We start from the raw sequence: 24,429 nt of genomic DNA, 5'->3' as shown, positions 1-24,429 counted from the left end.
CTACCTCGGCCTGGTCGCCGCGGTGACGATGGTCAACTGGAAACTCGACGGGTCGGACGGGGCCTCGCTGATTCTTCAGTTCGAATGCGGCCGACATCCGCGAGTGCTCGCCTCACTCCGGTGCCGCCCGCTCGAACACTGTTCGGGTTGGGGATCACCCGGCGCGTGCGCTCGTGCCCAGCGGACCGCATGAACTCATCGCGCTGAGCGAGCATCTCGCTCGAGAACTCGATGGGACCTTCGATGCGCAGTCCGCACTGGGCTCGGAGAGCAATGAACGGAGCAGCGAGGGGCATGAGCCTGCCCGCCAGGCCGGTTAAACAAACGAGCCGCTCAACCCCGCTCCAGCGCCTCACGCAGAATCTCGCACTCCGCCGTCTTATTACCCAGCAATCGCTCCAGTTGCCTGCGTGTGGCGAATCGAGCGTCACGCAGCCGCAGGCAGCTGACTCGCCGCATCGTCGGCTCGCCGTGCAACCCGGTGGTCGATGGTCCGGCTTTGTGCCGAATATTCAATCAGGTCATCGCGGGCGCACCCGCGATCGGCTCCGCAATTGCGGCATCGAGCCCAATTCGGCGCCAGAGGTACTGTGGAATTTCGAGAAATTTCCGATCGGCCGGGATGGCCGTGTTATCGAACGTTTCGAGCCGGATATTGCTGCCGACGATCCGCGCCTCGTGACGGCCGTCGATCGTGCGCTTGCCCAACCCGCCTGACATCGCGCCAAGGCGAGACAAATTCGCCACGTACAGGTGTCTCGAACAGCGTGGTGCCGGTCAGGCGCGGACTCCGGCGCAAACATTCGATGGACTCATCGCCGGCGAGCCTTGCGTCGGCGGCAAAGCATGGCGCCGGGTCCAAGGTCCGGCCTTGAGGACCTGCCCCGGCACGTCATGCCCGACGATGATGGGCAGCGCGGCCGCCACTTCGAGCAGCTCGGTGAGATCCACTCCGGTGTTCCATCCCATGCTGTCGAACATGTGCACGAGATCTTCCGTGCAAACGTTGCCCGTCGCGCCCGGCGCAAACGGACATCCGCCAAGCCCGCCCAGCGACGCGTCGAAATGCCGCACGCCTGCATTCAGCGCCGCGACTGCATTGGCCAATCCCATGCCCCGCGTGTTGTGGAAGTGCGCTGTGACCTGCAACGTCGGCCACATGCGCAGGACGGAACCGAAGATATCCTCGACCTGCGCTGGATTCGCCATTCCAGTGGTATCGCACAGACTGACTCGCGCAATCCCCATGTCCGTCAAGCGCGCGATAAGATCCATCACCCTCCCCGCCGGCACGCTGCCTTCGAAGGGACAACCAAACGCCGTCGACAACGACGCATTGATTGCCGTGGCTCCATGAGCAAGGGGGAGGATCTTGGCGAATTGCCGAAGCGAATCCTCGCAACTCATGCCGAGATTCGCGCGGTTGTGGCTTTCACTCGCCGACATCACCAAGTTGATCTCATCGACGTTGCACGCCAGTGCCCGCTCGCAGCCGCGTAAGTTCGGAACCAGCGCGGCGTACTCGACACCCTCGATACGCGCAATCCCTCGCATGACAACCTCAGCGTCGGCGAGCATAGGGATCGCTTTCGGCGAAGAGAACGAAGTGACTTCGATCTTGGCGAGCCCGCAACGGCCGAGCCGATCGATGAGCGCGATCTTTTGCTCGGTGGGCACGAAACGCGGCTCGATCTGAAAGCCATCGCGTACGGCCACGTCCTGGATGAACAGACGCTGGCGATCGGTCGTATTCACTTCGAGCGCTCCTTCTTACCGGCGGCGAGACTCCCCAGCACTGCCGAGGTGTGCTCACCCAGCGCAGGGCCGAGCCAACGGGTCCGTCCCGGAGTGGCGCTGAGTTTGGGAACGATGCCCGGCAGCGTGACTCGCTGTCCGTCCGCCAGCACGTGCTCCTCCAACATCTCGCGCGCTCGATAGTGCTCGTCGGCGGCGATATCGGCTGCCGAATAGATCTTGCCGACCGGAACCTCGGCGCGTTCGAGTACGCGCACGACTTCATCGATATCGTGTCGTGCCGTCCACGCGCCGATGGCGGCATCCAACTCATCGTTACGTTGCACGCGGCCATCGTTGTGAGCCAGCCCGGGATCGGTCGCGAGATCGTCGCGCCCGATGGCTTGCATCAGCCGACGGAACAACGCGTCACCGTTGCCGGCGATCACGACGTGCTGACCATCGCTGCATTCGTAAGTATTCGAGGGCGAAATGCCCGGCAGGCTGGCACCGGAACGCTGTCTCACGAAACCTTGCGCCGAGTATTCCGGCAGCAGGCTCTCCATGACGCCGAAGACAGCTTCGTACAACGCCACATCGACCACCTGCCCTTTACCGCCGTTGATATTTCGATGGTGAAGCGCCATCAGCGCACCGAGCGCGCCGTACATCGACGCCAACGTATCGCCGATGCTGACGCCCGATCGCACCGGCGGACGATCGGCAAATCCAGTAACGAATCGCAGGCCGCCCATGGCCTCGGCGATGGCGGCGAATCCCGGCAAATCCCGCCGCGGACCGGTTTGGCCATAGCCTGAGATGCGCAGCATGATCAGTCCGGGATTGCCGGCCGACAACGTCTCCCAACCGAGGCCCCATTTCTCCAATGTGCCCGGCCGAAAATTCTCGACCAGGATGTCGGCCTCCGCCGCGAGCTTGCGCACGATCTCGCGTCCCTCGTCACTCTTGAGGTCGAGCACCACGGACTTCTTGTTCCGGCTTTGCACGTACCACCACAACGACGTGCCCCGATGCAGCTTGCGCCATTTGCGCAATGGATCGCCGTGCCCCGGCGGCTCGATCTTGATCACATCCGCGCCGAACTGCGCAAACAGCGCCGACGCATACGGACCGGCGATCAGAGATCCCAGTTCCAGCACCCTCACGCCTTGCAACGGCAGCGGGGTCGCGTTCGTCGGCTTGCTATCAGTCACACAATCTCCTTGCGGCGGTGTCATGCGCAGAAGGACTTCAATGACACACTGGCGTCGCCGAGCAAGGCCTGGTCGCACGCGATGCCTTCAGCAACGAGCTTGCGACCTTGCACGTAATCCCTGGGCGCGTTCACACAATCCAGCGCAATCACTTTTCCCTGACGCAGATAGACTACTGAAAAAGTGCTCGTGGCGGGGTCGCCCCGCACCACTTCTGCATCATGGCCCGCGGACAAGCCGATCGTTTGCAATCGAAGCTCATACTGATTGGACCAGAACCAGGGTGTCGCGTCGTAAGCCACCGGCTTGCCCACGATCGCTTTCGCCGCCACGTTGGCCTGATCCACGGCGTTCTGCACAGACTCAATACGCAACGCCGTGTTGCGAGCATGACGATTCACGTGCAGAGCGCAATCGCCCACTGCATAGATGTCCGGCAGACTGGTTCTACAGTGCTCATCGACTGCAACGCCGTTGCCTCCCTCCGCCCCACAATCCAGTAGCGGAGCGACGGCGGGCACGATACCGATGCCGACGATCAACATCTGCGCGGCAATGATATCTCCATTGTGTAAATGGACGCCGCTCACGCGCCCGTTCTCGCCGGCGACCGCCACAATCTGAGAGCGAGTGCGGATCTCCACACCGCAAGAACGATGCGCTGCCTCGAAGAAGGACGAGAGTTTGGGTCCGGCCACGCGAGCCAGGACGCGCTCTGTCGCTTCGATCACTACCACCTGCTTACCGAGCTTGACCAGCGAGGCCGCAACCTCGAGCCCGATATAACCGCCGCCCGCCACGACGACCTTCGATGTCGATGCCAGCGCGTCGCGAATTCCGTCGACGTCCGCACGGCTTCGCACGACGTGAACACCTGACAGTTCCGCTCCAGGACAGCTCAGAGTTCGAGGCACACCCCCGGCAGCCCAGACGAGTCGCTGGTATCGTATCTTGCGTCCGTCGCTATCGCAGAGGTAACGCTCATCGGGGCGGACGCAATCTACCCGCCTGCCCAATATCATTTCCACACGCTGTTGCTGCCAGTAGCTGGCGGGTCGAATCAGCAGTCGGTCGCGCTCTTTGTTTCCTAGCAGATACTCCTTGGACAGCGGCGGACGCTCATAGGGCAGATCCAACTCCTTGCCGAGAATGCCGACGGTTCCAGCAAAGCCTTCATTGCGCAAGGCAATCGCTGTCTGAGCGCCCGCATGACCGGAGCCCACGATGAGAACGTCCAGCGCCTGCATGACGTCTCACTCCTCCGGCGCAATGGTCAATCGCAGCCCATCGAGTTTCTCCGTCACCTCGAGCTGACACGACAAGCGCGACATCAGGGTGCGCACACTGGATCCATCGAGCAAGGCATCCTCCTCCGCGGACAAGGGTGGCAGCAGTTCGACCTGCTCGGCATCCACCAGCACATGGCACGTACAGCAGGCGCAGGCCCCACCGCAGATCGCCTGGATTTCTTCGATCTGCGCGTCCCGAATGCTCTCCATCACGGAATGGCCGATCATGCCTCTCACGGATCTTATGTCCCCCGCCCGGGTCGTGATGAAAAGCGTCGGTGAGTTGGGTATCGCTGCGGTCGGGAGGGTCATGGGTGTAGTTCGAAACCAAACAAGATCCTGAACAACTCGTGGCAATGCTACGCAAGCGACGCCGATACGCCCCATGCTTTCGGTCGGTCCTCTGCGCGCAGCGCAGGTCAATATAAGAAGACTTAGGAATGGGTGACGGGACCACCAGGGGAACTGACGTTGCAGCAGAAGACCGGCCTTGTAAGCGCAGAACCCAACACCGCGGTGTCCAACGCGACGAAGTTTTCGGAGCAGATCGGCTCGCCGGCGTGGCCGAGTCCGGCTCGCGGATGGTGGACGGTCTTCGTGCTGCTGCTGGCCTACACGTCCTCTTTCGTGGATCGTCAAATCATGAGCCTGCTGGTCGAACCGATCCGAGCTCATTTTTCGATCACGGACACCCAGTTCAGCCTGCTTCACGGGCTCGCCTTCGTAACTCTCTACACGGTGTTCGGCATCCCGTTCGGTAGACTCGTCGATACGTATTCGCGGACCAACATCGCATCCGCGGGCGTGGCCGTCTGGAGCACGATGACGGCTCTGTGCGCTCTAGCCAGCACCTACGGCCAGTTGTTTCTCGCGCGGCTCGGCGTGGGCATCGGCGAGGCGACGCTATCGCCCGCCGCGTATTCTCTGCTTTCGGACAGCTTCCCCGAAGAGCGCATCGGCAGGGCAATCAGCGTTTATTACCTCGGCGTTTCCATGGGGAGCGGGCTGGCGATGATCTTCGGTGGCTATGTCATCGGTCTGATCTCACAATCGCACACTGTGGTGCTGCCCCTGTTCGGAGAGCTGCAACCGTGGCAATGCGTACTGCTGCTCGTCGGGCTGCCGGGCATCCCAATTGCGATCCTGCTTAAAACCACCGTTCGCGAGCCCGCGCGTCACGGCGCGAGCAAATCCGACGCCCCACCTCCGCTACGCCGGGCGATACGATTTCTCGCACAACGACGTCGATTCTTCGTGCTCTACTTCGCCGGATTGTCGGCACTGTCGGCATTGCTCAATGCGTGGCTGTCATGGATCCCTGTCTTCTTCATTCGAGTTCACGATTGGCAGCCTGGCGAGGTCGGGCTCAGGTTCGGGTTGGCCATCATCGTATTCATGAGCATCGGCTACTGGGCGACCGCTCGACTTGCCGAAGTCCTGCAAAGTCGCGGGTATACCGATGCCGTGCTACGCATCACCCTCGCCTGTGCCTTGCTCGGCGGCCTGACCGGCGCGGCGGCTATGCTGACCGATTCAGCCGAGTGGGCGTTGTTTCTTGCCGGGCTGTGTTCCCTGTTCATCGGAAGTCCTTGGGGAATCGTCAGCGCCTCGATACAGATCATCACGCCGAATCGCATGCGCGGACTGATCTCGGCGCTATATCACTTCATCGCCGTGGTCGTCGGGCTGGGCCTCGGGCCGCTGGTGATAGCACTCATGACCGATCGGCTGTTCGGCGCTGAACAACAGGGCATTCGGTATTCGCTTTGCGTGGGAGCGGCCGTGTTGGGACCCATGGCCGCGGCTCTACTGGTGTTTGCGTTGGCCCCCTTTCGAGACGCGCTCGAGCGCGTCAACTCGTAACACCGACTCCTTACGCAGTCTTCACCGCGGTCCGCTCTGCATGACGCCGCCGCAGTTCGTCACGAAGCTCCGCCTTCTTGACTTTGCCGGCGGGCGTCCGAGGAAAGTTTTCGACCACCTCGATGTTCTCCGGCCATTTCTGCCGCGCCAGGCCCGACTGCTCCAGAAGAACGCGCAAGTTCTCGAGGCTCGGTGCCTCGGCACCCGGCTTCAGTCGCAAGAACGCGTGACCGCGCTCGCCAGTCCGCTCATCCGGTGCGGCCACGACAGCGCACTCGATCAGTCCTGGAAACCGCAGCAGCACTTGTTCCACTTCAGAGGCACCGATCTTGACGCCGTTGCGAATGATCACATCCTTGATTCGATCGGTAATGGTGTAGAAGCCATCGGCGTCTCGCACCGCCACGTCGCCGGTGCGAAACCAACCTTCGTCATCGAACTGCGTCCGATTCATTTCCTCATCGATATACCCGGCGCACAGGTCCGGGCCGCGGCACACGACTTCCCCCTCTGCTCCAACGGGCACTTCGTTGCCCAGCTCGTCCAGCAACTTGACCTCGACGCCGGCCAGCAAGGCACCATCGGTTCGATGCCGCTTGTCGGCGGGATCGGTCGGCATGCCGCCAAAAATTGTGGGTTGTTCGGTCGACCCATAGGTGCGTGCGGCAACCACGCCCATTGCGCCGAGCCCTTCGGCGAACGACGCGGGCACGGTGGCCGCGCCCAGAAAAACCGCTCCGACATTGCGCACGTCCTCCGGAACGAACTGCGGATGATTCATGATGGATGTCAGGAAGAACGGCGTGCCTGTGCCCGTCCCCACCTTGTGCTTGCGCATGACATCCAGCACGAGCCCGGCGTCCCAACCATCGATCAGATGCACCGAGCGGCGCTTGAACATGGGAAGAAACATGCCGCACAGCATGCCCGTGAAATGGGCGATCGGGCCTCCGACCAGTTGCGCACCGCTCGGCCAGGGAAGTCGATCCAGATGGTGGCGCAGTTCAGAGCATAGCGAGCGGTGACAATGGACGACCCCCTTCGGGCTCGCGGTCGTTCCGGACGTGAAGCCGATGATGACCACGTCGTCCGGATCTGCCTTCGAGATCACGGCGGGCGGCATCGGATCGAACAGCGCTTCATACGAATTCATGCCTGGCGGCACGGTCTCTCCGATCACGCGCACATCGATCAGCGCCGGAAAGTCGGCCCTCATCTCTTGAATCGCATCGAGCCGTCCGCCAACGGGCGCTTCGGTGGTGATGAGCATCCGCGCCGCGGATCGACCCAAGATGTATTTGAGTTCCAACAGGCCGTAGAACGGTGCGATCGGCACGACGATGGCGCCTGCCACGATCACCGCCATGACACTGACGGCCGCGTCGACGGAGTTTGGTAGGTAGACGCAGATGGCATCGCCTCGCCCAACGCCTTGCCGTCGCAGACCACTCGCCAGGCGCAGCACCCGATCGCGCATCTCCCCAAAGCGGATACTGCTCGATTGCCGCGTGGACCAGACGTTAAAGCTCAGCTCGGGTTCGGCGGCAAGCCATTCCAACAGCAGCTCGCCGAGCGTGCTCTCATCCCACCAGCCGTCCCGCAGATAGCGCTGGCGTAGTTCCGCGGGCATCGCCCGAAACGTCCAGGCATTGGTCAACTTCATCTCTGTTCCCCCGTTCGAGAACTTTGCACACGCCGCCTCGAGGCGGCGTTTCAAAGTCCCTTCTCGATGATCCGCGCGCTGCGCCAGCCGAACGCCATCGCAGCCCCATTGGTATTGCTCGACACCACGCCCGGCATCGCTGAACAATCGACGACTCGCAAACGCTCCACGCCTCGCACTCGAAGCTGCGGATCCAGCACGGCGCTCGCATCGGTTCCCATCCGGCAAGCACCCACGGCGTGCTGACCGCACGAAGCAATCCGACGCAGGAAGTTCAGTGCTTGATCGGGCTCGCGCGCTGGAATGTTCGGTGACAGCTGCGCGCCGACGTAGCGTTGTAGGGCAGGCTGCCGGACGAACCGTTGCATATAGTCGAGAACACGAATCATGCCACGCACGTCGTGCTCGGTCGCGAACCAATCGATCTCGATCGAGGGCGACGCGCTCGCTTCCGGCGCAGTGATCTCGATGCTGCCTTCTGAAGTGGGCTGAAGGAATTGACCATAGATCGTCAAGCCCGGCTCGCGCTCCAAGCCTTTCACGGGCGCCGGCAGTCCCTTGCTGTCGCGCTCGAACGTGAACGGGCTCAAGTAGATTTGTGCGTCGGGCCGGTTTGCGCGGGCATCGGTGCGAGCAAACGCGCCGACTTCATAGAGCCCTTTGGAAAGTACGCCGGTACGGCTCAGATAGTATTGGATGACTGCGCCGGCCAGCCGCAGGCCGTGCAGTTGCCGGTTCAATCCGAAACTATTCTCCAGCCGATACTGCAGGCTCATGCCGACATGATCCTGCAATCGTCTGCCGACCGAGGGCGAGTCGACCAGCACACCGACCCCTGCCCGGCGCAATGTTTCAGCGGGCCCGATGCCCGAGACTTGCAGTAGTACGGGCGTCATGACGATCCCCGCCGCGAGGATCACTTCCGCGCGACAGCGATAGTGAACTTCCTCTCCGTCTCTTCTCGCAACGACGCCGACGGCACGACGATCCTGCAACAGCACCTTCTCGACCTGAGTGTCTGTAACGATCGCGAGATTGGCGCGCCCCCTCGCCCGCTTGAGGAAAGCATGCGCGGCGCTCACTCGCCGACCGCGTCGAATCGTGTGGCAGTAATAGCCCACACCTTCCTGTTGCTCGTCGTTGAGATCCTGCTTGCGCCGCAAGCCGAGCATCTCGCCGGCGCGAATCATCGCCTCGACGACTTCGTCATTGGAGCTGCCTGCTTCAATGCGCACCGGTCCTCCGACACCGCGCGAGGCGCCCGGACCCAGCTGATGGTCTTCGATCGCCATGAACGCGGTACGCATGTCGTTCCACGTCCAGGCGCCGCCCGTCGCGTCAGCCCAAGCTGCGTAGTCGTCGGGATGACCGCGCGTATAAACCATCGCGTTGACCGCGCTCGATCCGCCGAGTGTCTTGCCTTTCGCCCAGATCTCCGCAACAGGCTTTCCTTCCGGCGCGGGTCGCCGCGCTTTGAAATGCCAGGCATAGCTGGGATCGGCGAGCAGCTTGCCCAGCCCCTTGGGCATCGAAATGAGCGGACTGCTGTCTTTGGGTCCCGCTTCGATGAGCAGCACACGGTGGTCTGGATTCTCCGAGAGACGGCTGGCCAGCGCGCAGCCGGCGGAGCCCGCTCCCACGATGATGTAATCGAACTCGTCGCTCACTTGGGCAGTCCCAGGATGCGATTGGCGATGATGTCCAGCTGCACCTCCGAGCAACCGCCAGCGATGGTAAACGCCTTCGAGTACAGCCAATAGCGGGTGGCCTGCAACTCCTGCGGCGTGTACGAGTCGCCTTCCCAGCCGAGCCCCTGGAAACCCATGATGTTCAGATAGGTCTCCATGCGGCGCGAAGTCAGCTCCGTGGACAGATATTTGAACATCGACGTTTCTTCGCTCGGCACGCCTTTGCCGGAGCGAGCCCGCTCTTCGTCGGCACGTCGCTGCGTCAGCGCGAGCGCGCGCTGCTCCATCTCAACCTCGGCGATCCGTTGCCGCACCAGAGGATCTCTCATGCGTCCGTCGGGTCCGGCGCCATACTCCCTGGCCAGCATCGATAGAGTGCGGCCATCCCCACCCGAGCCGCTGCCCGGCCCCGAACCGATGATCCCTCCCGGGCGCGACTCCGAAGAGCGCTCATGTTCGAGAATTCGCCTCGCTGTCGTCCAGCCTTCATTGCGACGCCCGAGCAGATCCGCCGCGGCAACCCTGACATCGGTAAAGAAACATTCACAGAACACCGACCGGCCCGAGATGAGCACGATCGGCTTGGTGCTCACACCCGCTGCATCCATGGACAGCAACAACACGCTGATGCCGTTGCGCTTCGGCGCGGTGGCGTCGGTGCGCACCAGGCAGAACATCCAGTCGGACAACTCCCCGTGCGTGGTCCAGGTCTTCGAACCGTTCACGATGTAGTCATCGCCGTCGAGTCTCGCGGACGTCGTCAGCGCCGCAAGATCCGAGCCTGCGTTGGGCTCAGAGAATCCCTGGCACCACCGAGCCTCGCCGCGGGCGATTCGCGGCAGATGACGGAGCTTCTGTTCCGGTGTTCCTATCTCCAGGATCGCCGGCCCGATCACCGTCACGCCCTGCCCGTTCAATGGCAGCGGTGCACCGATCGAATCCATTTCTTCGCGCAGAATGCGTGCGTGTTCCGCATCGAGGCCAGCGCCGCCATACGCGCGTGGCCAGGTCGGCACGGTCCAGCCGCGCGAATAACAGGCATCGAACCATTGCAGCACCAGCGGATCGACAGACTCCTTTCGACCGCCGTGATACATCACGCCGCCGCCTCGCAATGCCTGGGGACAATTCTCCTCCAGCCAGCGTCGCACGCTGCTTCTGAATTCTTCCGCCGAGGCTGGGCTCTCCGCGGATGCTTCGGATGGAACAAACTCCTTCGCTTCGTTCATCCTCAGTATCCTTCCAGCTCCGCGTAGCGCCGCACGTGATAATCCACATCCCCGAATGTTTGATCTGCCACGGCGGCGCGCTTGATGAACAGACCGATGTCGAACTCATCGGTCATCGCAATTCCGCCGTGCATCTGCACCGCCTCACGGGTAACCCGATGAAACGTAGCGCCCAACCGCGCCTTCGCCAGACTGGCGAGCTTGGCGATCTCCGGGCGACCTCGATCCTCATCGAGCGCCGTGAGCGCCTCCAGCACCACCGAGCGGGACAACTCCAGCTGACAGAACATCTGTGCCGCCCGATGTTTCAGACTCTGAAAGCTGCCGAGCGCGACGCCGAACTGACGCCGGTCCTTCAAATGCTGAACCGTTCGCTCGAAGCACTCCTGCGCACTGCCCAACATCTCCGCCGCGAGGCCGATCCTGGCGATATCCAGGGCTGCATCCAGCAGCTCCGGACCCTGTCCCACCGCACCGAGCAAGGCCGAGTCCGGCACTTGGACATCGATGAAGTCGATGCTCGCCACGTTTCTCGAATCCAGGATGCGAGTGCTAACAGCCGTCACTCCGGGCGTGTCGCGAGGAACCAGAAACAAACTGATTCCGCCGGTGTCGCAAGCACTATTGCAGATCCGCGCCGCGACGATGATCGTGTCCGCCGAGATGCCGTCGAGGACGAAGCGCTTGCCACCGCTGAGCACGAAGCCATGCGACGTCCGACGGGCGAGCAGATCGATCTCGCCGGGGGCATGCCGCAAGCGCTCTTCGAATGCCATCGCCAACAGGTGTCGGCCATTGGCGATCGAGGGCAGATAGTGGAGCTTTTGTGTCTCCGAACCCGCGAGCAAAATCGCCGCGCCACACAGCCAGATCGATGAGATGAGCGGGCTCGCGGTCAGGCAACGCCCGGACTGTTCCGTGATGACACCCAGTCCCTTGAAGCCGAACGCGAGGCCGCCGAAGCGCTCGGGCCACGGAATGCCAGCCCAGCCGAGTTCCACCATTTGCGACCAGGTCGCCCGGTCGAAGCAGTCGGTAACGTTCTCGTCTCGCAGGGCGCGCAGCTGCGAGATCGGAGCGCGAGCCGAAAAGAAACCACGCGCGCTCGTTTGCAGTAGCTGCTGCTCCTCATCGAGAATTAGTGACATCGCCGCGTTCTCTCAACGGAACAGTGCATTGCGCGCCTCGCCGCCATCGGCTTGCACCAACCGGTCGAGCCAGCGGTGGAACACCTGGCCCGCCATCTCGTTACGACCGAACAACACGTGATCGCGGGCGCCGCTGAGCAAGTTCGCCTGGATGCCGCGACACGCCGGATAGTCTTCTTCGCGCAGGACCTTCACCAGAAACGAGAATTGCTCCTCCGCCGCTCGGCGCTCCTCCTCGGTCGTGAGTTCGCGCTCGGTGATGAACGTATGTTGGCTGAAGGATTCCCCAACGCTGCCGCCGGGGAAGATCTGCGACATCATCATCGCGGTGCCACGTCCATCCACCGAAATGAACGCCACGTTCGGAAAGATCGTCCAGACGCCCTTCAGCATATGTTTCAGATCCCACGCCTCCGGCGCGGCTGTCTCCAGCTTCAGCAAGGTCGGATCCGGTGTGACCACGCGCTGATGCGGCCCCCACTGGTACGACAACGCGCGATTCGAGAACTTCGCCTTGAACGTCAGCTTGTGCAGCACCGGCAGATGATAGAAATCCAGATAGCCGTCATAGGTGAGCTTCCAATTGGCGCTGCTCAGCTGCTTGCGACCGAACACGTGCCAGTGCTCGAAGCCGAAAGCACCGAGCGAGGCAGCGTAACCACTCAGAAAGCCATCGAAGTCGAGCGTCGAGGCTGGATTCAGCACCACCCAGATCAGGCCGGCGCGCTCGAAGGTCGGCAGTCGCGTCAGGCCATAACAGCGCTTGTCGATGACGCCGAAATCCTTCGGGGAAGCGACCCCGAACAAATCGCCGGCGCGAGTGTAGGTCCAACCGTGATACGGGCACGAAAATCGCGTGGCGTTCCCTGCGCCCTCCTCGACCAGGCGGGCGCCACGATGCGAGCACATGTTCACGAAGGCGCGAGCGACGCCGTCCGCGTCACGAACCAACAGCACCGGAACCTCGAGCACATTCAACGCCCGATAGTCACCGGGATTCGCCAACTCCGTGGACAGAGCGAGCACCAGGGGAAGTTCCTTGAACACGCGATCACGCTCGGCATTCCAGCGCGCGGCATCCGTGTAGTGATCCGACGGGACCTTGGCGATCTCCTCGGCCTGCTCGATGCTGTCCGCTTTCACGTGCGCGATATTGTGTCGTGCCATCTCGATCAGCCGTTCGCGGTCGATCGCTATTTCTTCCAACGGTGTCATTGTTGCCTCATCAAGATAGCCGCGCGGCCACGAACCTGACGCGACGCGAGCGCGCGGTACGCATCCTGAAAACGCTCGGCGCCGTAGACCTCACCGACCAGCGGCCGAATTTCATTTCGCTGCAGGAGATTCAGGATGCGCTGACGAATTTCGATCACGCGCGCCGGGCGCTCGGCCGCCCAGCGCGATAGATGCAGCCCCGCGACAGTGATCGACTTGCGCCACAACTCCGAAAGGCGCAACCGACCCGCTGCCTCCGCCGAGGTGGCGCCAACGCTGACCAATCGACCGAATGGCGCCAGCGCGGCGATGCTGCGATCGAAGACGGTGCCGCCAATTGAATCCAGGATGAGGTCCGCACCGCGCCCGCCAGTCAGATCGCCGACGACCTCCGCGAAATTTTCATAGGTGGCGACATGATCGGCACCCAGTTCGCGAGCAAACTGCCCTCGCTCACCGGTGCCGGCGGTTGCAATCAGCAGCTTCACACGCGCGGCTCTACACAACTGCAACGCGGCGCTGCCGAGCCCGCCGGCGCCCGCATGGACGATCACCACGTCATCGCTCGATAGCGGCTTCGTCATATTCAACGCAGCGTCGGCAGTTAGAAACGAGGCGGGAATCGCCGCCGCGCCCACATAGTCGAGCGCGCCGGGAATTTCATCGACGTCGGCCGCTGGCACCACGATGAACTCCGCCAGCGATCCGCCGGCCGGCAACAGACCGAACACTCGAGTGCCGAGCCTATCTGCGTCGACCTGGGCACCCACGCCGACAACCTTGCCTGAGAAGTCGTGCCCCGGAGTGAACGGCGGCACCGGTCCACCGACATAGGCACCGCCCGCCTGAATCACGTCGCCCCATGACAAGGTGACGGCGTGCACTTCCACCAACAACTCACCCTCGCCCGGGGTGGGCACAGGCCTGCATGCCCAGCCCATCGTCGGATCGACGCCCACTTTGTTGACAACCAGTGCTTTCACTTCGCCGTATCCGTCAGTGATCCGTGCGTCCGGAACCTGCTCGGATCATGCGTGCTCCACCGCACCCCGTCCCCGCTCCAAAGTATAGGAACGGGTGGCGCTGTGAGCGGCGGGACATCCCATGCTCTTGGCAGCGCCGATCAAGCGTCGATGACCCAAGCGGCGGACCGCTCGACATACCGCGGCGACCGCTTCTCGCGGAACGCGCTCAGTGCTTCCTTCGAGTCCGGATGGCCGCTCATGCGGACGGTGAACGACTGTTCGAACTCATAGCCCGAGCGAATGTCCATCGTTTCGATGCGATTCAAGATCTGCTTTCCCAGCCGCACAGCCGTGGGACTGAGGCGAGCGATGCGGTGCGCGTAGCGCTGCGCTTCGGCCAACAGTTGCTCGGGCTCGCAAACCACGAGTGAACCTCCAGCGGCGGCCAGATCGGCAGCGCGCAGATGATCGCCCGTGAAGAACATGCGACGTACCAATGGTTGAGGCGCGATGCGTGCGAGATGGCGCGCTCCCCCCATCACGCCCACCGTCAGCTCGGGCAGCCCGAATCGAGCGTCTTTGGCTGCGATCACGAAATCGCAGGATGCCGCGATCGCCAGGCCCGTGCCCAATGCAACACCGTGAACCGCGCCGATGACCGGCACCGGGCACTCCTGGATCGCGAAGAACGCTTCTCGCACGCGCCACATTCGTTCGACGCCATTCTCCGGGGTCATCGAAGCGAACTCGTCCAGGTCGTTGCCCGCGCAAAAATGCGTCCCCGCGCCGGACAACACGACGACCCGGACGCCGGGATCGATGCGATCCGGATGTGCAAAGACTTCGGCCAGCTCGAGGTACATCTCGCGATGCACGCCGTTGACCGGCGGACGATTCATCACTGCGTTGAGAATGCCAGCCTCGTCGACCTGCACTTGTATGTATTTGAAGTCCACATTCCTCTCCAGCGGAACCACCGTAGTTACAGCAGGCGCAAGTCGTTCGCCCGCTTGATGGCCATGGTTCGATTGTTTACGCCCATTTTTGAGAACACGTTATGCAGGTGCCACTTGATCGTGTGCAGCGACGTCACCATCCGCTTGGCGATTTCCGCGTTCCGCAGTCCCGATGCCGCGAGCTTCAGCACGCGCGCCTCGGTTTCGGTCAGTTCGATGTTGACGCTCGTCTGCTCGGCGACGATCGGCTGAGCAACGAGTTCACCGACCGAGACGCCCATGGCGCCCAGCAACCTCTCGAGCGCCGCACGCACTCCCGCGTCGAGCCCGGTGCCTGCATTGCTCAAGTACCGCGACAGCGCGGCTGACAGCGTGGTCAACAACGCCGCTTCATCCGACACGATCTGCCGGCATCCCGTGGGCTCGAGCACTTCGACGACGTTGATGACGGCTTTCAACGCAGCGTCGCTCTTGCCCTCTTTCGCCAGAGCGACCGCCTTGAGCAACGACGCTTCGCCCCAGACCGGCAGCCGCCCGACTTGCCTGGCGGAGGAAATAATCGGCTGTAGCAAGGCAACGGCCGCCTTGGCGTCGTCGCACTGAATGAGATATCGGCTCTGCAACAGTCGTTGCTTCTCGTCCATCTGTCGGCACCAGGACCGCCCCGTGGCACGCTCCGTTTCGATCTCCCGCAATTCGCGCTCGACCAGACGCAGGTCCTCGGCCGTTGCCGCCCGCAGCATCATCTGCACTCTCAGCAATCGCACCATGCGCCGGGCTCGCTCGCCGAACGAGGGAGCCAGCGCTTTCTCGAACTTGCGTAGATGCTCGATCGCATCGAGCGCTCCGTGGCGATGAAACACCAGGCGGGAACTCACTTCGGCGGCGACGATCGCCGTTTCCGGCACGCCGTGGCGAGCGCCGAGTTGCAAGCTGCGATCGACCAGCCGCTGCGCCTCCGGCAGATCGCCCTGCAGACGCCGGCATTCCGCCATGACGAGCTCACAGGTGCGACGAATCGGTCCCGTCACCTGCTCCGATCCCAGCGTGTTCTCGAGTTCCGTCACGGCGTCACTGAGTTGGCCTTCCTGCAAATAACGCAGCGCGAACATTACCGAGACCCAGGTGCGGCAGTAGACAGCTTCGACGCGCTGAGTCTCGGCACGTGCGGTGCTGAGCGCCTGCACGCTACCTTTCCAATCGAGCATCGCCGCACTCGCCTGCGCCAGCGAAATAGCCACCATCACCCGGTCCAACGGCGTGCCGCGCGAGACACTGCGCAACAGAGGCTGCGCACGACGGCAGACCTCTTCGAAATCATCGAAGCCCAGTGCCACGAGAATTCGCAGCACGTCCATGCGATCGGAACGCCCGTGCACGGTTTCGCTGGCGGGGTCCAGCTGCGAGATCAGGCGCGACGCGAAGTCGAAAGCGCCCGCAACCGCCGCGCCTCGGGCCATCCAGAAGGTGCGATCGAAACTCGGATGTTCGTCCGGCGGCAGCTGGCGCACCAGCGCGAAGAAACGTTGCGTTTGACCTTGCATCGAGAATGCCTGGTCGGCACATCGCCCCAGAATCGTTGCCGCCGCCTCGTACTCGCCGAGCTTGAGCAAACATTCCGCGGCTGCCAGCTCGTCGTGCTCGGTGAGATGGCGAGCCGCGGCCGCGGATAGCTCGCTGGTCCACAGCTCGGGCCGCTCTTCCCGCAGCGTCGCCTCGAAGCAGCTGCGTATCAAAGGATTGATCCGGTAGACGCCGAGCCGGCCGTTCAAAGGCCGGACAAAGCCGCAGTTGCGCGCGATGTCGACCAGATAGGCGCCGGCATTGGGCACGTCGATCACCGAGTCGGCGAGTTTCCTCGTCAACATGGGAAACGGCGCGATTCGTTGTAGAAACTCGATCTGCTGCGCGTCCAGATCGGGCAGCACTTCTTCTTCGAGGAAGGAACGAAACACCTCGTCGCGCCCATCCAGTTGCCGCGCCGTTTCGGACAGATCCAGGCCACGCTCCATCATCTGCCCGACATAACACAACCCGCCGATCCAGCCGTCGGTCTTGCGCAGCACCGATCTGAAAGCGGCCGAGTTCCGTTCCGCTTCGCCCAGCCCGAGGAAGGCCGCCGCTTCCTGTTGATCGAATGCCAGATCGTCGCTGTCGATTTCCGCGAGCAGGCCCTTGAGCCGGGCGCCCGCCATCCAGCGGCGCGGCTGTCGGCGCCCCGCCAGCACCAGTCGGCAACGGCTGCCATGGCCGCAGGCTGCTTTGACGAGCGGCTCGATCCCGGTCGTGCTCTCGATCGAGTTGAAATCATCGATGAGCAACAACAGGCCCGCCGTGCCTGCAGCCGCCGACGATTGCGAGGCCATCCACCGCTGCGCGTCGCCGTACAGGCGCCGCGCCGATTCGTCATACCACGACACCGTCTCGCCCGACGCTTCGCCGTGGCCGGCCAGCTGCCGCAGCAGTTCCGTTTTGCCGGACATGGGCGGGCCGACGATCAGCGAGACCCGGGCATCGTCGAACCGTCGTAGTAACCGTTCGCGAACTATCGAACTGAACAATCGCATCGAGCAAGCCACCGGTGCGCCAGGTGTCGAGTCAACTGGCGTCAAATCCCCATCGATCATCACCACGCTTGCCATGCCGCTCATCGTGGCGGGCCAATCACAAGAATGGGCCATACTTTCGATGGGCATGAACGTAGCTGAAGAATGGGATGGGTGGTAGGCCCGCCGCGCTGTAGGCCGGCGCTTGCAAGCGAACGTTATCGGCCCGGGCCAGTGACCTGATTGAAGCGCATGGGGAGAGCAGCCGGCCCTCGGAGCGCGACGCTGCGTTGATACTGGATCTCGGCGGCCGGCACCGCCAGCTCCATGCGCTGGAAGCGTTTCAGCAGTGCCGCGAAGGCGATCCTGAGCTCGGCCCGGGCAAGATCCTGCCCGACGCAATAGTGCACTCCCGAACCGAACGCGATGTGGGCGCGCCGGTTCGATCGGTCGAGATCGACGGCATCGGCATTGCCGAACTTGGCCTCGTCACGATTGCCGGAGGCATAGCGCACCATGATCACGGCACCCTTTTCGAGCTCGACCCCGCCCAGCGTAGTGTCCGCGGTCACGTGCCGATACAGCCCCTGAACAGGCGATTCCACGCGGAGACATTCCTCGACGAAGGCCGGAATCAACTCCGGGGAAGCGCGCAGGCGTGATTGCAGATCGACGTCCCGCGCCAGCAGCAGCAGCCCCCCGGCAATTGCATTGGTCGTCGACTCGTTGCCAGCGATCAGGATCTGCTCGACGATGGACAGTACCTCGCGATCCGTCAGCGATCGCGGCTCGCTGCCTTCTTCCTCGAACGACGCACTCACCAGATCGCTCAGCATGTCATCGCGCGGCTCCACGCGGCGCTCCTGGATGCGGGCTACCATGTAGTGCTGCATCTCGACCACGAGTCGCGCGGCCCTGACCAGCTCATCCTCGTCGCCGAGCAGGCCGAGGCTGGCCAACCAGGCATCGCTCCACGACTTGAAACGATCGAACTCCTGCCGCGGCACGCCCAACTGATCGGAGATGATGTACAGCGGCATCGGGATGGCGAATTCGGTCACGACATCGCGGACCTCGCCGCCATCGAGGCGGCCAATCAGCTGGTCCACCACCGTGCCGATGTACGCCTCCATCGACCGGATTCGCGACGGCAGAAACGCCGTGTTCACCAATTTCCGGTAGCGCGTGTGACTGGGCGGATCGTTATTGACGATGGTTCGCTTGAAGCGGCCATACCCCTCCTCCTTGAGAATCTTGCTGACGATCGGCGAGTTCGCGCGCTGCGCCGCCTCCTCCGACTGCGGCAGGTTCGAGAACGTTTTGCTATCGGCCAGCACTCGCGTGATCAGCGCGTACGACGAAACAATGTAGGCATTCACATCCGGGTCGAAATAGACGGGCGCTTGCGCACGCAACTGCGCATAGAAGCGATAGGGACATTGTTGGGTGGCGGCATCCAGCAAGCCGCCCTCGATGCGCTCGGTGCTCATGACTACCTCGCCGACGGCTCGAACATCTCGGAGGGATACTCCGGGATGGTCGCGGGTGAATCGTCCTCGAGCAAGCGGAGCGCTTCGGCGCGATCCTCCTCCGTGATCGGACCGGTGGCCACGGTGAACTCGACCAGGTTCTTGTCCGGGTCCAACGTGTAGATCGACGTGATGAATTCGTGTTTCACCTGGCTGACCCGCAGACCGTAGTCCAGCCAGCGCTGCTTCTTTGCCTCGAGCTCCGCGGGACTATCCACCAGAAACGCGACATGGTTGATCCAGGTCGGCAGCCCCAAGCCGGACGACCACGAAGCTTTCCACGACTTGCCCTCGAGTTCCGCCAGATGCAGATCCCAGAGCGCGAACAATCCGCCTCGCCCGGTCTCGTAGAAGACATGTTTGGTCCATCCGGCGGCCGCGCCGCCGAGCGCCTGGCGCTTGACGACCTTCGCCAGCTTGAAGCCCATGGCTTCGGTGTAGAACTTGTGCGCAACCTTGAAGTCGCGAGGAGCAATGGCAAGGTGATGAATCATGATGCTGTATCCGATCGGTGTGCCGAAGCGAGCCCCTGCGGCCGCAGCCAGGCGCCGATGTGTTCGAGAGCTTTGGCGAGGCAGGGCTTCTGGCCCGAGCCGCTGTAGTAGTGGTTCGCACCAGCAATGACGTGCCGTTGTTTCTGCCGATGACGAATGGCATTGAATATTGCGTCCGTGTGTGTGGTCGGACAGGCGTCATCGGCGCCGTTGACAATGACCAGCGTCGGCACGTCGATGCGTGCGGCGGCATCCACCGCGTCGACCTGCGCATGATCGAGACTCCATTGCGAGAGCCAGCTGCGCAGCGATGTGTAACGCGCCAACGCGGCCAGTCCATCGTTCGCCTGATGAGGCGGACCGATGTATGAACCGAGCGCACGTTCATTGGGATCCATCGTCAGGTCCAGCCAGCGCGGATCGGCCATCGTGCCGTGAACGATGAATGCTCGTTCCGCTCGCGGCTGTCCCTTGGCGCGCAAGGCTGTGAGCTGCTCCTGGACCCAGGCGGTGATCTTGCGATTGCGCGCCACTTGAGCCGAGCGGTAGCGCGCCACGAACGCCGGATCGAAGGGCGGCTTGGGCGAGCGTGCCGGATCGAAAAGATACAACTCCGGATCGCGCATTCCGGGATCCTGCTCATCGACGATCGAAGGATCCAGAAACTCGGTCAGCAAGTGGTGCCGGCTTCGATGCGGAGCGAGCAGCATGACCGCATCCGCCTTGGGCAGCTCCGCTTGCGCCAACGAGCAAGGCTCGCCCGCGGCATTGGCCGTGATTCTGCGATCGGTCGCTTCCGCTTGATAGCCGGCGATCAGACTGCCTCCGCCGCTCCAGCCGGCGAGCACGACCTTCTTGTAACCCATGCGCTGCTTCGCATCCCGAACGCAGGCCGCGAGGTCCGCCAACACATTCTCGGTCTGCAACGCAAAGTCACCGTTGGTGTAACGATTCGCGCAGCAGATCACGTGGTGCCCTTGCCGCGCGAGCCCCGAGAAAATCGGCAGGTAAGCCTGCGAACCGATCTGATGCATGGAGATGACGACCGTGTCGGAGTCGGCTTCACCGCGCATCAGCTGCGCTTGCAATGCGATGTGCTCCCCTACCGATCCGTAGACGTCCTTGACCGCACCGGGGACGGCCTCCTGGTAAACGACCAGGTAAGGAAGACGCGTATAGGCTGTCGCTTCCACTCGACTCATGACGTCTGTTCCTGCTTTGTCCGCCGCTGAAACATCGGCGCCAGTTGCGCCGAATCGACGTACTCGAACGTCCGTTTGATGAGTCCTCCTTCGACCTCACCGACGATGCATGCGAACAGCTGAAACGGCTGGCCATGCAATTGCCCGCGCAGCACATGCCGTTGCGAAAAGCCGCCGCCGTAGACGGACCTGTGCACGTCTTCGAATCTCAACTCATGAATCGATCGGCAGAGCCACGCGAGCGTCTTCAGATGCTCGCCGCGCGTCTGCTTGATGTCGTCGAAGTTGTGCCAAGCGGTGAAGTCCTCGCACAAGCATTGCTCCACGAGCGCCAGCTTGCCGAGCGCTAGCGCGTCGAAGAACCTGTGCGCGACGACTTCAACCTCCCGCAGCTCGCTTGTGTCGGTCAACGAACCTTCTCCTCGCTGCTCAGAAGCGGTAGGTCGCTTCCAGCCAGACTTCCCGACCCCGGGACACCGTCCCGTACTGTTGACTGGTACTGGTGCCTGGTTTGTCGGTCGCATACACGATGTAGAACTCGTTCGAGAGATTTCGGCCCAACAACGCCAGCTCCCAGGCGTCCGCCACGACCCGCGCCGATGCGTCGAATCGCCAGAAGGATTCTTGCAACGCTCCAGGGGCTTGCGTTTCCGAGCTGTAGTACTTGCCGGTGTAATAGGCATCGGCGGCGAGGCCAAAGCTCAGAGCATTGCCCATCGGCACATCGAGCGTCGCTCCCACGTTGCCCGACCAGTCCGGCGAGCGGGCCGTCGCCCGGCCGGCGAGATTCTGCCGCACGCCGCCGACGCATCCCTGAGCGGCCGTCTGTTGCGCGTAGCACTGCGCCTGATAGTCCGTGAAGCGATTCTTGTTATAGGAAACCGCGCCACGCAGCGAGAACTCATCGCTCACCGTCCAGCGCGCCTTCGTCTCGACGCCCTTCTGATTCACGCGTGCCGCGTTGGTCACTACAAACGTGCTCGCGATGGTGTCGTACACGTTCACTTGCAGATCTTCGTAATCATACCGGTAGGCCGACAGTTCGAGCAGCAAGCGCCGCTCGAAGAGCTGGCCCTTGGCCCCGAATTCGACGCCCTTGACCTCCTCCGGACCAAACACCATCGAGGCATCTGTCGTGGCGGGTGTAACGAGCGCGCTCAAGTTCGCCCCGCCCGACTTATAGCCGGTCTTGTAGGCGACATAGACGGTCGATTCGGTGCTGGGGTGGAAAGCCAACGTCGCCTCCGGCGAGAAGTTGGTGTCGCTGAACTTCGGTTCGACGGTATTCAGGGACAGCACATTTCGCGCCAGCAGCACCGGATGCGCGTAGGCGAAATGCACCGTCGAATCCTTCTTCTCATCGGTCCAGCGCACGCCGCCGGACAATTCCAACTGCTCCGTGAGATTCAGCCTCACCTGCCCGAATGCAGACAGCGTTTCACCGTCGGTGGTGGCGACTTTGTCCCAGTTGTAGTAAGTGCCGGTGACCGGATCGGCCCCAACCGCAAACACTTTGGAAACATTTCTGAAATCCAGTGCCGTGTCCTGGTAGTAGGCACCGACCATGAAGTTGAAGAAGCCGTCCCAGTCCGAGCTCAAGCGCAGCTCCTGGCTGAACGTACGATAGTGATCGGATTCGGCGGAGCCCTTTTGCGCCCACACGTCGGCGCCATAGTTGTCGAAATACTGGGCGTTGCCGTCGTAGTAGCCCGTGACGGAATTCAGTGTCAGCGCATCGGTGAGCTGGATATTGACCGGTACCGAGACGAGCGTACCGTTGTACAGACCATATGGTTTACCGTCTTCGCGTCGTGCCAATGGGAATCCGGCACTCGCCTGCGCCGGCAACGTTCCGTTGGACGTCCGGTCGTCCGGTTTGCAATCCCCGTACGGATCGAACTGTCCACCGGTCTCGGGCGCGGCCGAGGTTCCGCAGGAAACAAGTTGCCCGCCCGCGGCCGCGGGACCATCGTCGCGATAACGGCTGACATACAACTTGAGCGCCGCATCGACGCGGTCGCCCGGTCGCCATTTGAGCGTGACCCGGCCCAGCGCCTCCTGCTCTCCTGGCCGTTCGAACGATGCGCCCGGCAATGGACTTGGATCGGCTGGAAAGGGGTTGCTGGCCACGGGTTGCGCTCGGTTGCGCAGATAGCCATCCATCTCGCGCACGCGCGCGGCGACGCGCAGTCCCAACGTATCCGACAGCGGGCCCGAAACGGCGCCTTCAACCGAGCTTTCGTCCCCGACGAACTCATAGCCAACCTTGCCGTAACCTTCCCAGGTGTCGGTCGGACCGTTGCTGACCAGCGAGATGACGCCGGCCGGACTGTTCTTGCCAAAGAACAGCGCCTGCGGTCCCTTCAGGATTTCGACCTGTTGCAGATCGAAGAAACTCTGCGTGGCGATTCGCCCGCGGCTGACCTGCACCCCATCGATATTGACCGACACGGACGACTCGAAGCCGCCGTTGTTCGGTGTGGTGCCTATGCCTCGAATGCTGACGATGCCGCCCGTCCCGCTGCCGGTCTTCGAAATGAAGACGGTGGGCGCTTGTTCGGCCATGTGGCTGAGCGATGTGGCCCCATAACGGGCGAGGTCCTCGGCGCTGAGCGCGGTCACGGCGACGGGGACGGAGATCAAGGTTTCACTGCGCATGCGAGCCGAAACCACCACTTCTTCGAGCGGCGGTGCCGTGACTTGTGCTTCCTGAGCCACGGCGTGGCCCGATGACAGTGCAACCGCGGGCACAGTGGTCGCCAGCAGCGCCCTGCGCAGACCCTGCAACGAGAGTCTCTTGGATACTCGACTGGTCATCATCCCCTCCAACGCCTCACTTCGGACTTCAGTTCTTATCGATCTTCGCCGGCTCTCGGCCGGCGAACCTTTGTCAAGCAGCGGTTTCGTTATACTTAGCCCCGCGGGCGCTGACCCCAATCCTTTGGCTAACAACCTGCCGATCAACGCTCACTCGATGCGGTCCTTGACAGCCGGAACACCGCGTGCGCTCGCGCAATCAGCCCTTGCGGCCCATCGACGGTGCAATCGCAATAGCCCGTTCCCTTGGTCCGATGAATGATCCGCACTCGACTCTCCAGCCACTGATCGACGTACGCAGCCTGGATGAAATCGATACTGAGATTGAGGGTCGGCGTAAAGGGTGGAGCGTCGATCGATGCGGCGATCGACATCCCCAGCGCCTGATCCATGAAGGTCGCAAGCATGCCTCCGTGACAAACGCCGGCGGAATTGCAGTGCTTTGCAGCCACCCTGAAGCCAAGGCGCAGCGGCTCGGGGTCGTCCGGCGTCAGGCTGGAGTCGCGAAAAATCGGCCCCACCAGCTCTTGAAAGCCGCGATCCGAGTCAAGCGGCAGCCAGGCCGGCGAGGGCCGCGTCGTAGGAATCGATGTCATGCGCCATAAGTAGCGCGGAATGCGGCTGCATCGCCCCATCTTTCGATCGGTTCGGATGCCCGTGCGGCCGAGTGCCGATCCTCGGCACGGTCTCGAGACACGTAGTATCTAAAAACTCCGTCAGCCGCTTCGCGATGATAGAAGCTGAGCATTCCGCCAAGTCTCTCCCGGCGCGCCACTCGACCGCTTGGATTGATAGGGCCAGCGGAACACTTCAGCAGGCGATTCCGTAGCCTGTGTGTGGCGAATTAATCGTCACGCGGCCGCAGGCAGCTGATACA

At 62.6% G+C, this 24,429-nt stretch carries 20 protein-coding genes; 2 read left to right on the top strand and 18 right to left on the bottom strand.

The genetic code is table 11. The annotated features are described in order from the left end of the window. The first annotated feature begins 294 nt into the window (after positions 1 to 294). Positions 295 to 717: a thioredoxin domain-containing protein gene (locus EKO19_RS37150; protein ID WP_129782487.1), complete on the top strand. Its 423-nt coding sequence runs from the start codon at positions 295 to 297 to the stop codon at positions 715 to 717. Between the two features lie 60 nt (positions 718 to 777). Here the strand turns inward: EKO19_RS37150 and EKO19_RS37145 are convergent, their stop codons facing one another. From EKO19_RS37145 to EKO19_RS37130, 4 genes are read right to left on the bottom strand one after another with little or no spacing between them, the layout of a single operon-like run. Then, a complete protein-coding gene (locus tag EKO19_RS37145) occupies positions 778 to 1,755 on the bottom strand; it encodes a hydroxymethylglutaryl-CoA lyase (protein ID WP_129782486.1) in 978 nt (325 codons plus the stop codon). Continuing rightward, a complete protein-coding gene (locus EKO19_RS37140; protein ID WP_129782485.1) occupies positions 1,752 to 2,972 on the bottom strand; it encodes a CaiB/BaiF CoA transferase family protein in 1,221 nt (406 codons plus the stop codon). The genes EKO19_RS37145 and EKO19_RS37140 overlap by 4 nt, the downstream gene beginning before the upstream one ends. Next, on the bottom strand, positions 2,969 to 4,195 hold the full coding sequence (locus EKO19_RS37135) for an NAD(P)/FAD-dependent oxidoreductase (RefSeq protein WP_129782484.1): 1,227 nt from the start codon (positions 4,193 to 4,195) through the stop codon (positions 2,969 to 2,971). The genes EKO19_RS37140 and EKO19_RS37135 overlap by 4 nt, the downstream gene beginning before the upstream one ends. 6 nt (positions 4,196 to 4,201) lie before the next feature. Then, positions 4,202 to 4,465 (bottom strand): 2Fe-2S iron-sulfur cluster-binding protein, encoded by a 264-nt coding sequence (locus EKO19_RS37130; RefSeq protein WP_217705842.1) that lies wholly within the window; start codon positions 4,463 to 4,465, stop codon positions 4,202 to 4,204. A gap of 243 nt (positions 4,466 to 4,708) precedes the next feature. Here EKO19_RS37130 and EKO19_RS37125 point away from each other — a divergent pair, with 243 nt between their 5' ends. Then, entirely contained in the window at positions 4,709 to 6,100 is a 1,392-nt protein-coding gene (locus EKO19_RS37125; protein ID WP_129782482.1) for a spinster family MFS transporter, read from the top strand. Between the two features lie 10 nt (positions 6,101 to 6,110). On the opposite strand, the gene EKO19_RS37120 is transcribed toward EKO19_RS37125, so the two are convergent. The 14 genes from EKO19_RS37120 to EKO19_RS37055 all read right to left on the bottom strand — a co-directional run bounded on the left by EKO19_RS37120 (position 6,111) and on the right by EKO19_RS37055 (position 24,148). After that, entirely contained in the window at positions 6,111 to 7,763 is a 1,653-nt protein-coding gene (locus tag EKO19_RS37120) for an AMP-binding protein (protein WP_129782481.1), read from the bottom strand. Between the two features lie 50 nt (positions 7,764 to 7,813). Next, positions 7,814 to 9,430 carry a GMC family oxidoreductase gene (locus EKO19_RS37115; protein WP_217705841.1) on the bottom strand — a complete coding sequence of 539 codons (1,617 nt, stop codon included), beginning with the start codon at positions 9,428 to 9,430 and terminating at the stop codon, positions 7,814 to 7,816. Beyond that, positions 9,427 to 10,680 (bottom strand): acyl-CoA dehydrogenase family protein, encoded by a 1,254-nt coding sequence (locus EKO19_RS37110; protein ID WP_129782480.1) that lies wholly within the window; start codon positions 10,678 to 10,680, stop codon positions 9,427 to 9,429. The genes EKO19_RS37115 and EKO19_RS37110 overlap by 4 nt, the downstream gene beginning before the upstream one ends. A 2-nt stretch (positions 10,681 to 10,682) precedes the next feature. Further along, positions 10,683 to 11,828, bottom strand: a complete 1,146-nt coding sequence (locus EKO19_RS37105; protein WP_129782479.1) for an acyl-CoA dehydrogenase family protein — start codon at positions 11,826 to 11,828, stop codon at positions 10,683 to 10,685. Positions 11,829 to 11,840: 12 nt separating this feature from the next. After that, positions 11,841 to 13,043, bottom strand: a complete 1,203-nt coding sequence (locus tag EKO19_RS37100) for an aromatic ring-hydroxylating oxygenase subunit alpha (protein WP_129782478.1) — start codon at positions 13,041 to 13,043, stop codon at positions 11,841 to 11,843. Next, positions 13,040 to 14,026, bottom strand: coding sequence for a quinone oxidoreductase family protein (locus tag EKO19_RS37095; protein WP_129782477.1), 987 nt, complete (start codon positions 14,024 to 14,026; stop codon positions 13,040 to 13,042). The genes EKO19_RS37100 and EKO19_RS37095 overlap by 4 nt, the downstream gene beginning before the upstream one ends. A 140-nt stretch (positions 14,027 to 14,166) precedes the next feature. Next, entirely contained in the window at positions 14,167 to 14,964 is a 798-nt protein-coding gene (locus EKO19_RS37090) for an enoyl-CoA hydratase-related protein (RefSeq protein WP_217705840.1), read from the bottom strand. Positions 14,965 to 14,990: 26 nt separating this feature from the next. After that, positions 14,991 to 17,531 carry a LuxR C-terminal-related transcriptional regulator gene (locus EKO19_RS37085; RefSeq protein WP_175597341.1) on the bottom strand — a complete coding sequence of 847 codons (2,541 nt, stop codon included), beginning with the start codon at positions 17,529 to 17,531 and terminating at the stop codon, positions 14,991 to 14,993. Between the two features lie 197 nt (positions 17,532 to 17,728). Next, positions 17,729 to 19,000, bottom strand: coding sequence for a cytochrome P450 (locus EKO19_RS37080; RefSeq protein ID WP_129782475.1), 1,272 nt, complete (start codon positions 18,998 to 19,000; stop codon positions 17,729 to 17,731). Between the two features lie 2 nt (positions 19,001 to 19,002). Then, positions 19,003 to 19,533, bottom strand: a complete 531-nt coding sequence (locus tag EKO19_RS37075) for a VOC family protein (RefSeq protein WP_217705839.1) — start codon at positions 19,531 to 19,533, stop codon at positions 19,003 to 19,005. After that, a complete protein-coding gene (locus EKO19_RS37070; RefSeq protein ID WP_129782474.1) occupies positions 19,530 to 20,735 on the bottom strand; it encodes an alpha/beta hydrolase family protein in 1,206 nt (401 codons plus the stop codon). Before EKO19_RS37070 ends, EKO19_RS37075 begins: the two co-directional genes overlap by 4 nt. Continuing rightward, positions 20,732 to 21,145: a nuclear transport factor 2 family protein gene (locus EKO19_RS37065; protein WP_129782473.1), complete on the bottom strand. Its 414-nt coding sequence runs from the start codon at positions 21,143 to 21,145 to the stop codon at positions 20,732 to 20,734. Before EKO19_RS37065 ends, EKO19_RS37070 begins: the two co-directional genes overlap by 4 nt. Positions 21,146 to 21,164: 19 nt before the next feature. Next, a complete protein-coding gene (locus EKO19_RS37060; protein WP_175597340.1) occupies positions 21,165 to 23,552 on the bottom strand; it encodes a TonB-dependent receptor in 2,388 nt (795 codons plus the stop codon). Between the two features lie 143 nt (positions 23,553 to 23,695). Further along, positions 23,696 to 24,148: a PaaI family thioesterase gene (locus EKO19_RS37055; protein ID WP_157995626.1), complete on the bottom strand. Its 453-nt coding sequence runs from the start codon at positions 24,146 to 24,148 to the stop codon at positions 23,696 to 23,698. Positions 24,149 to 24,429: the final 281 nt, after the last annotated feature.

This window comes from Peristeroidobacter soli, assembly GCF_004138485.1.
GTDB classification, from domain to species: Bacteria; Pseudomonadota; Gammaproteobacteria; order Steroidobacterales; family Steroidobacteraceae; genus Steroidobacter; species Steroidobacter soli.
This window is presented reverse-complemented; position numbering and strand designations above follow the sequence as displayed.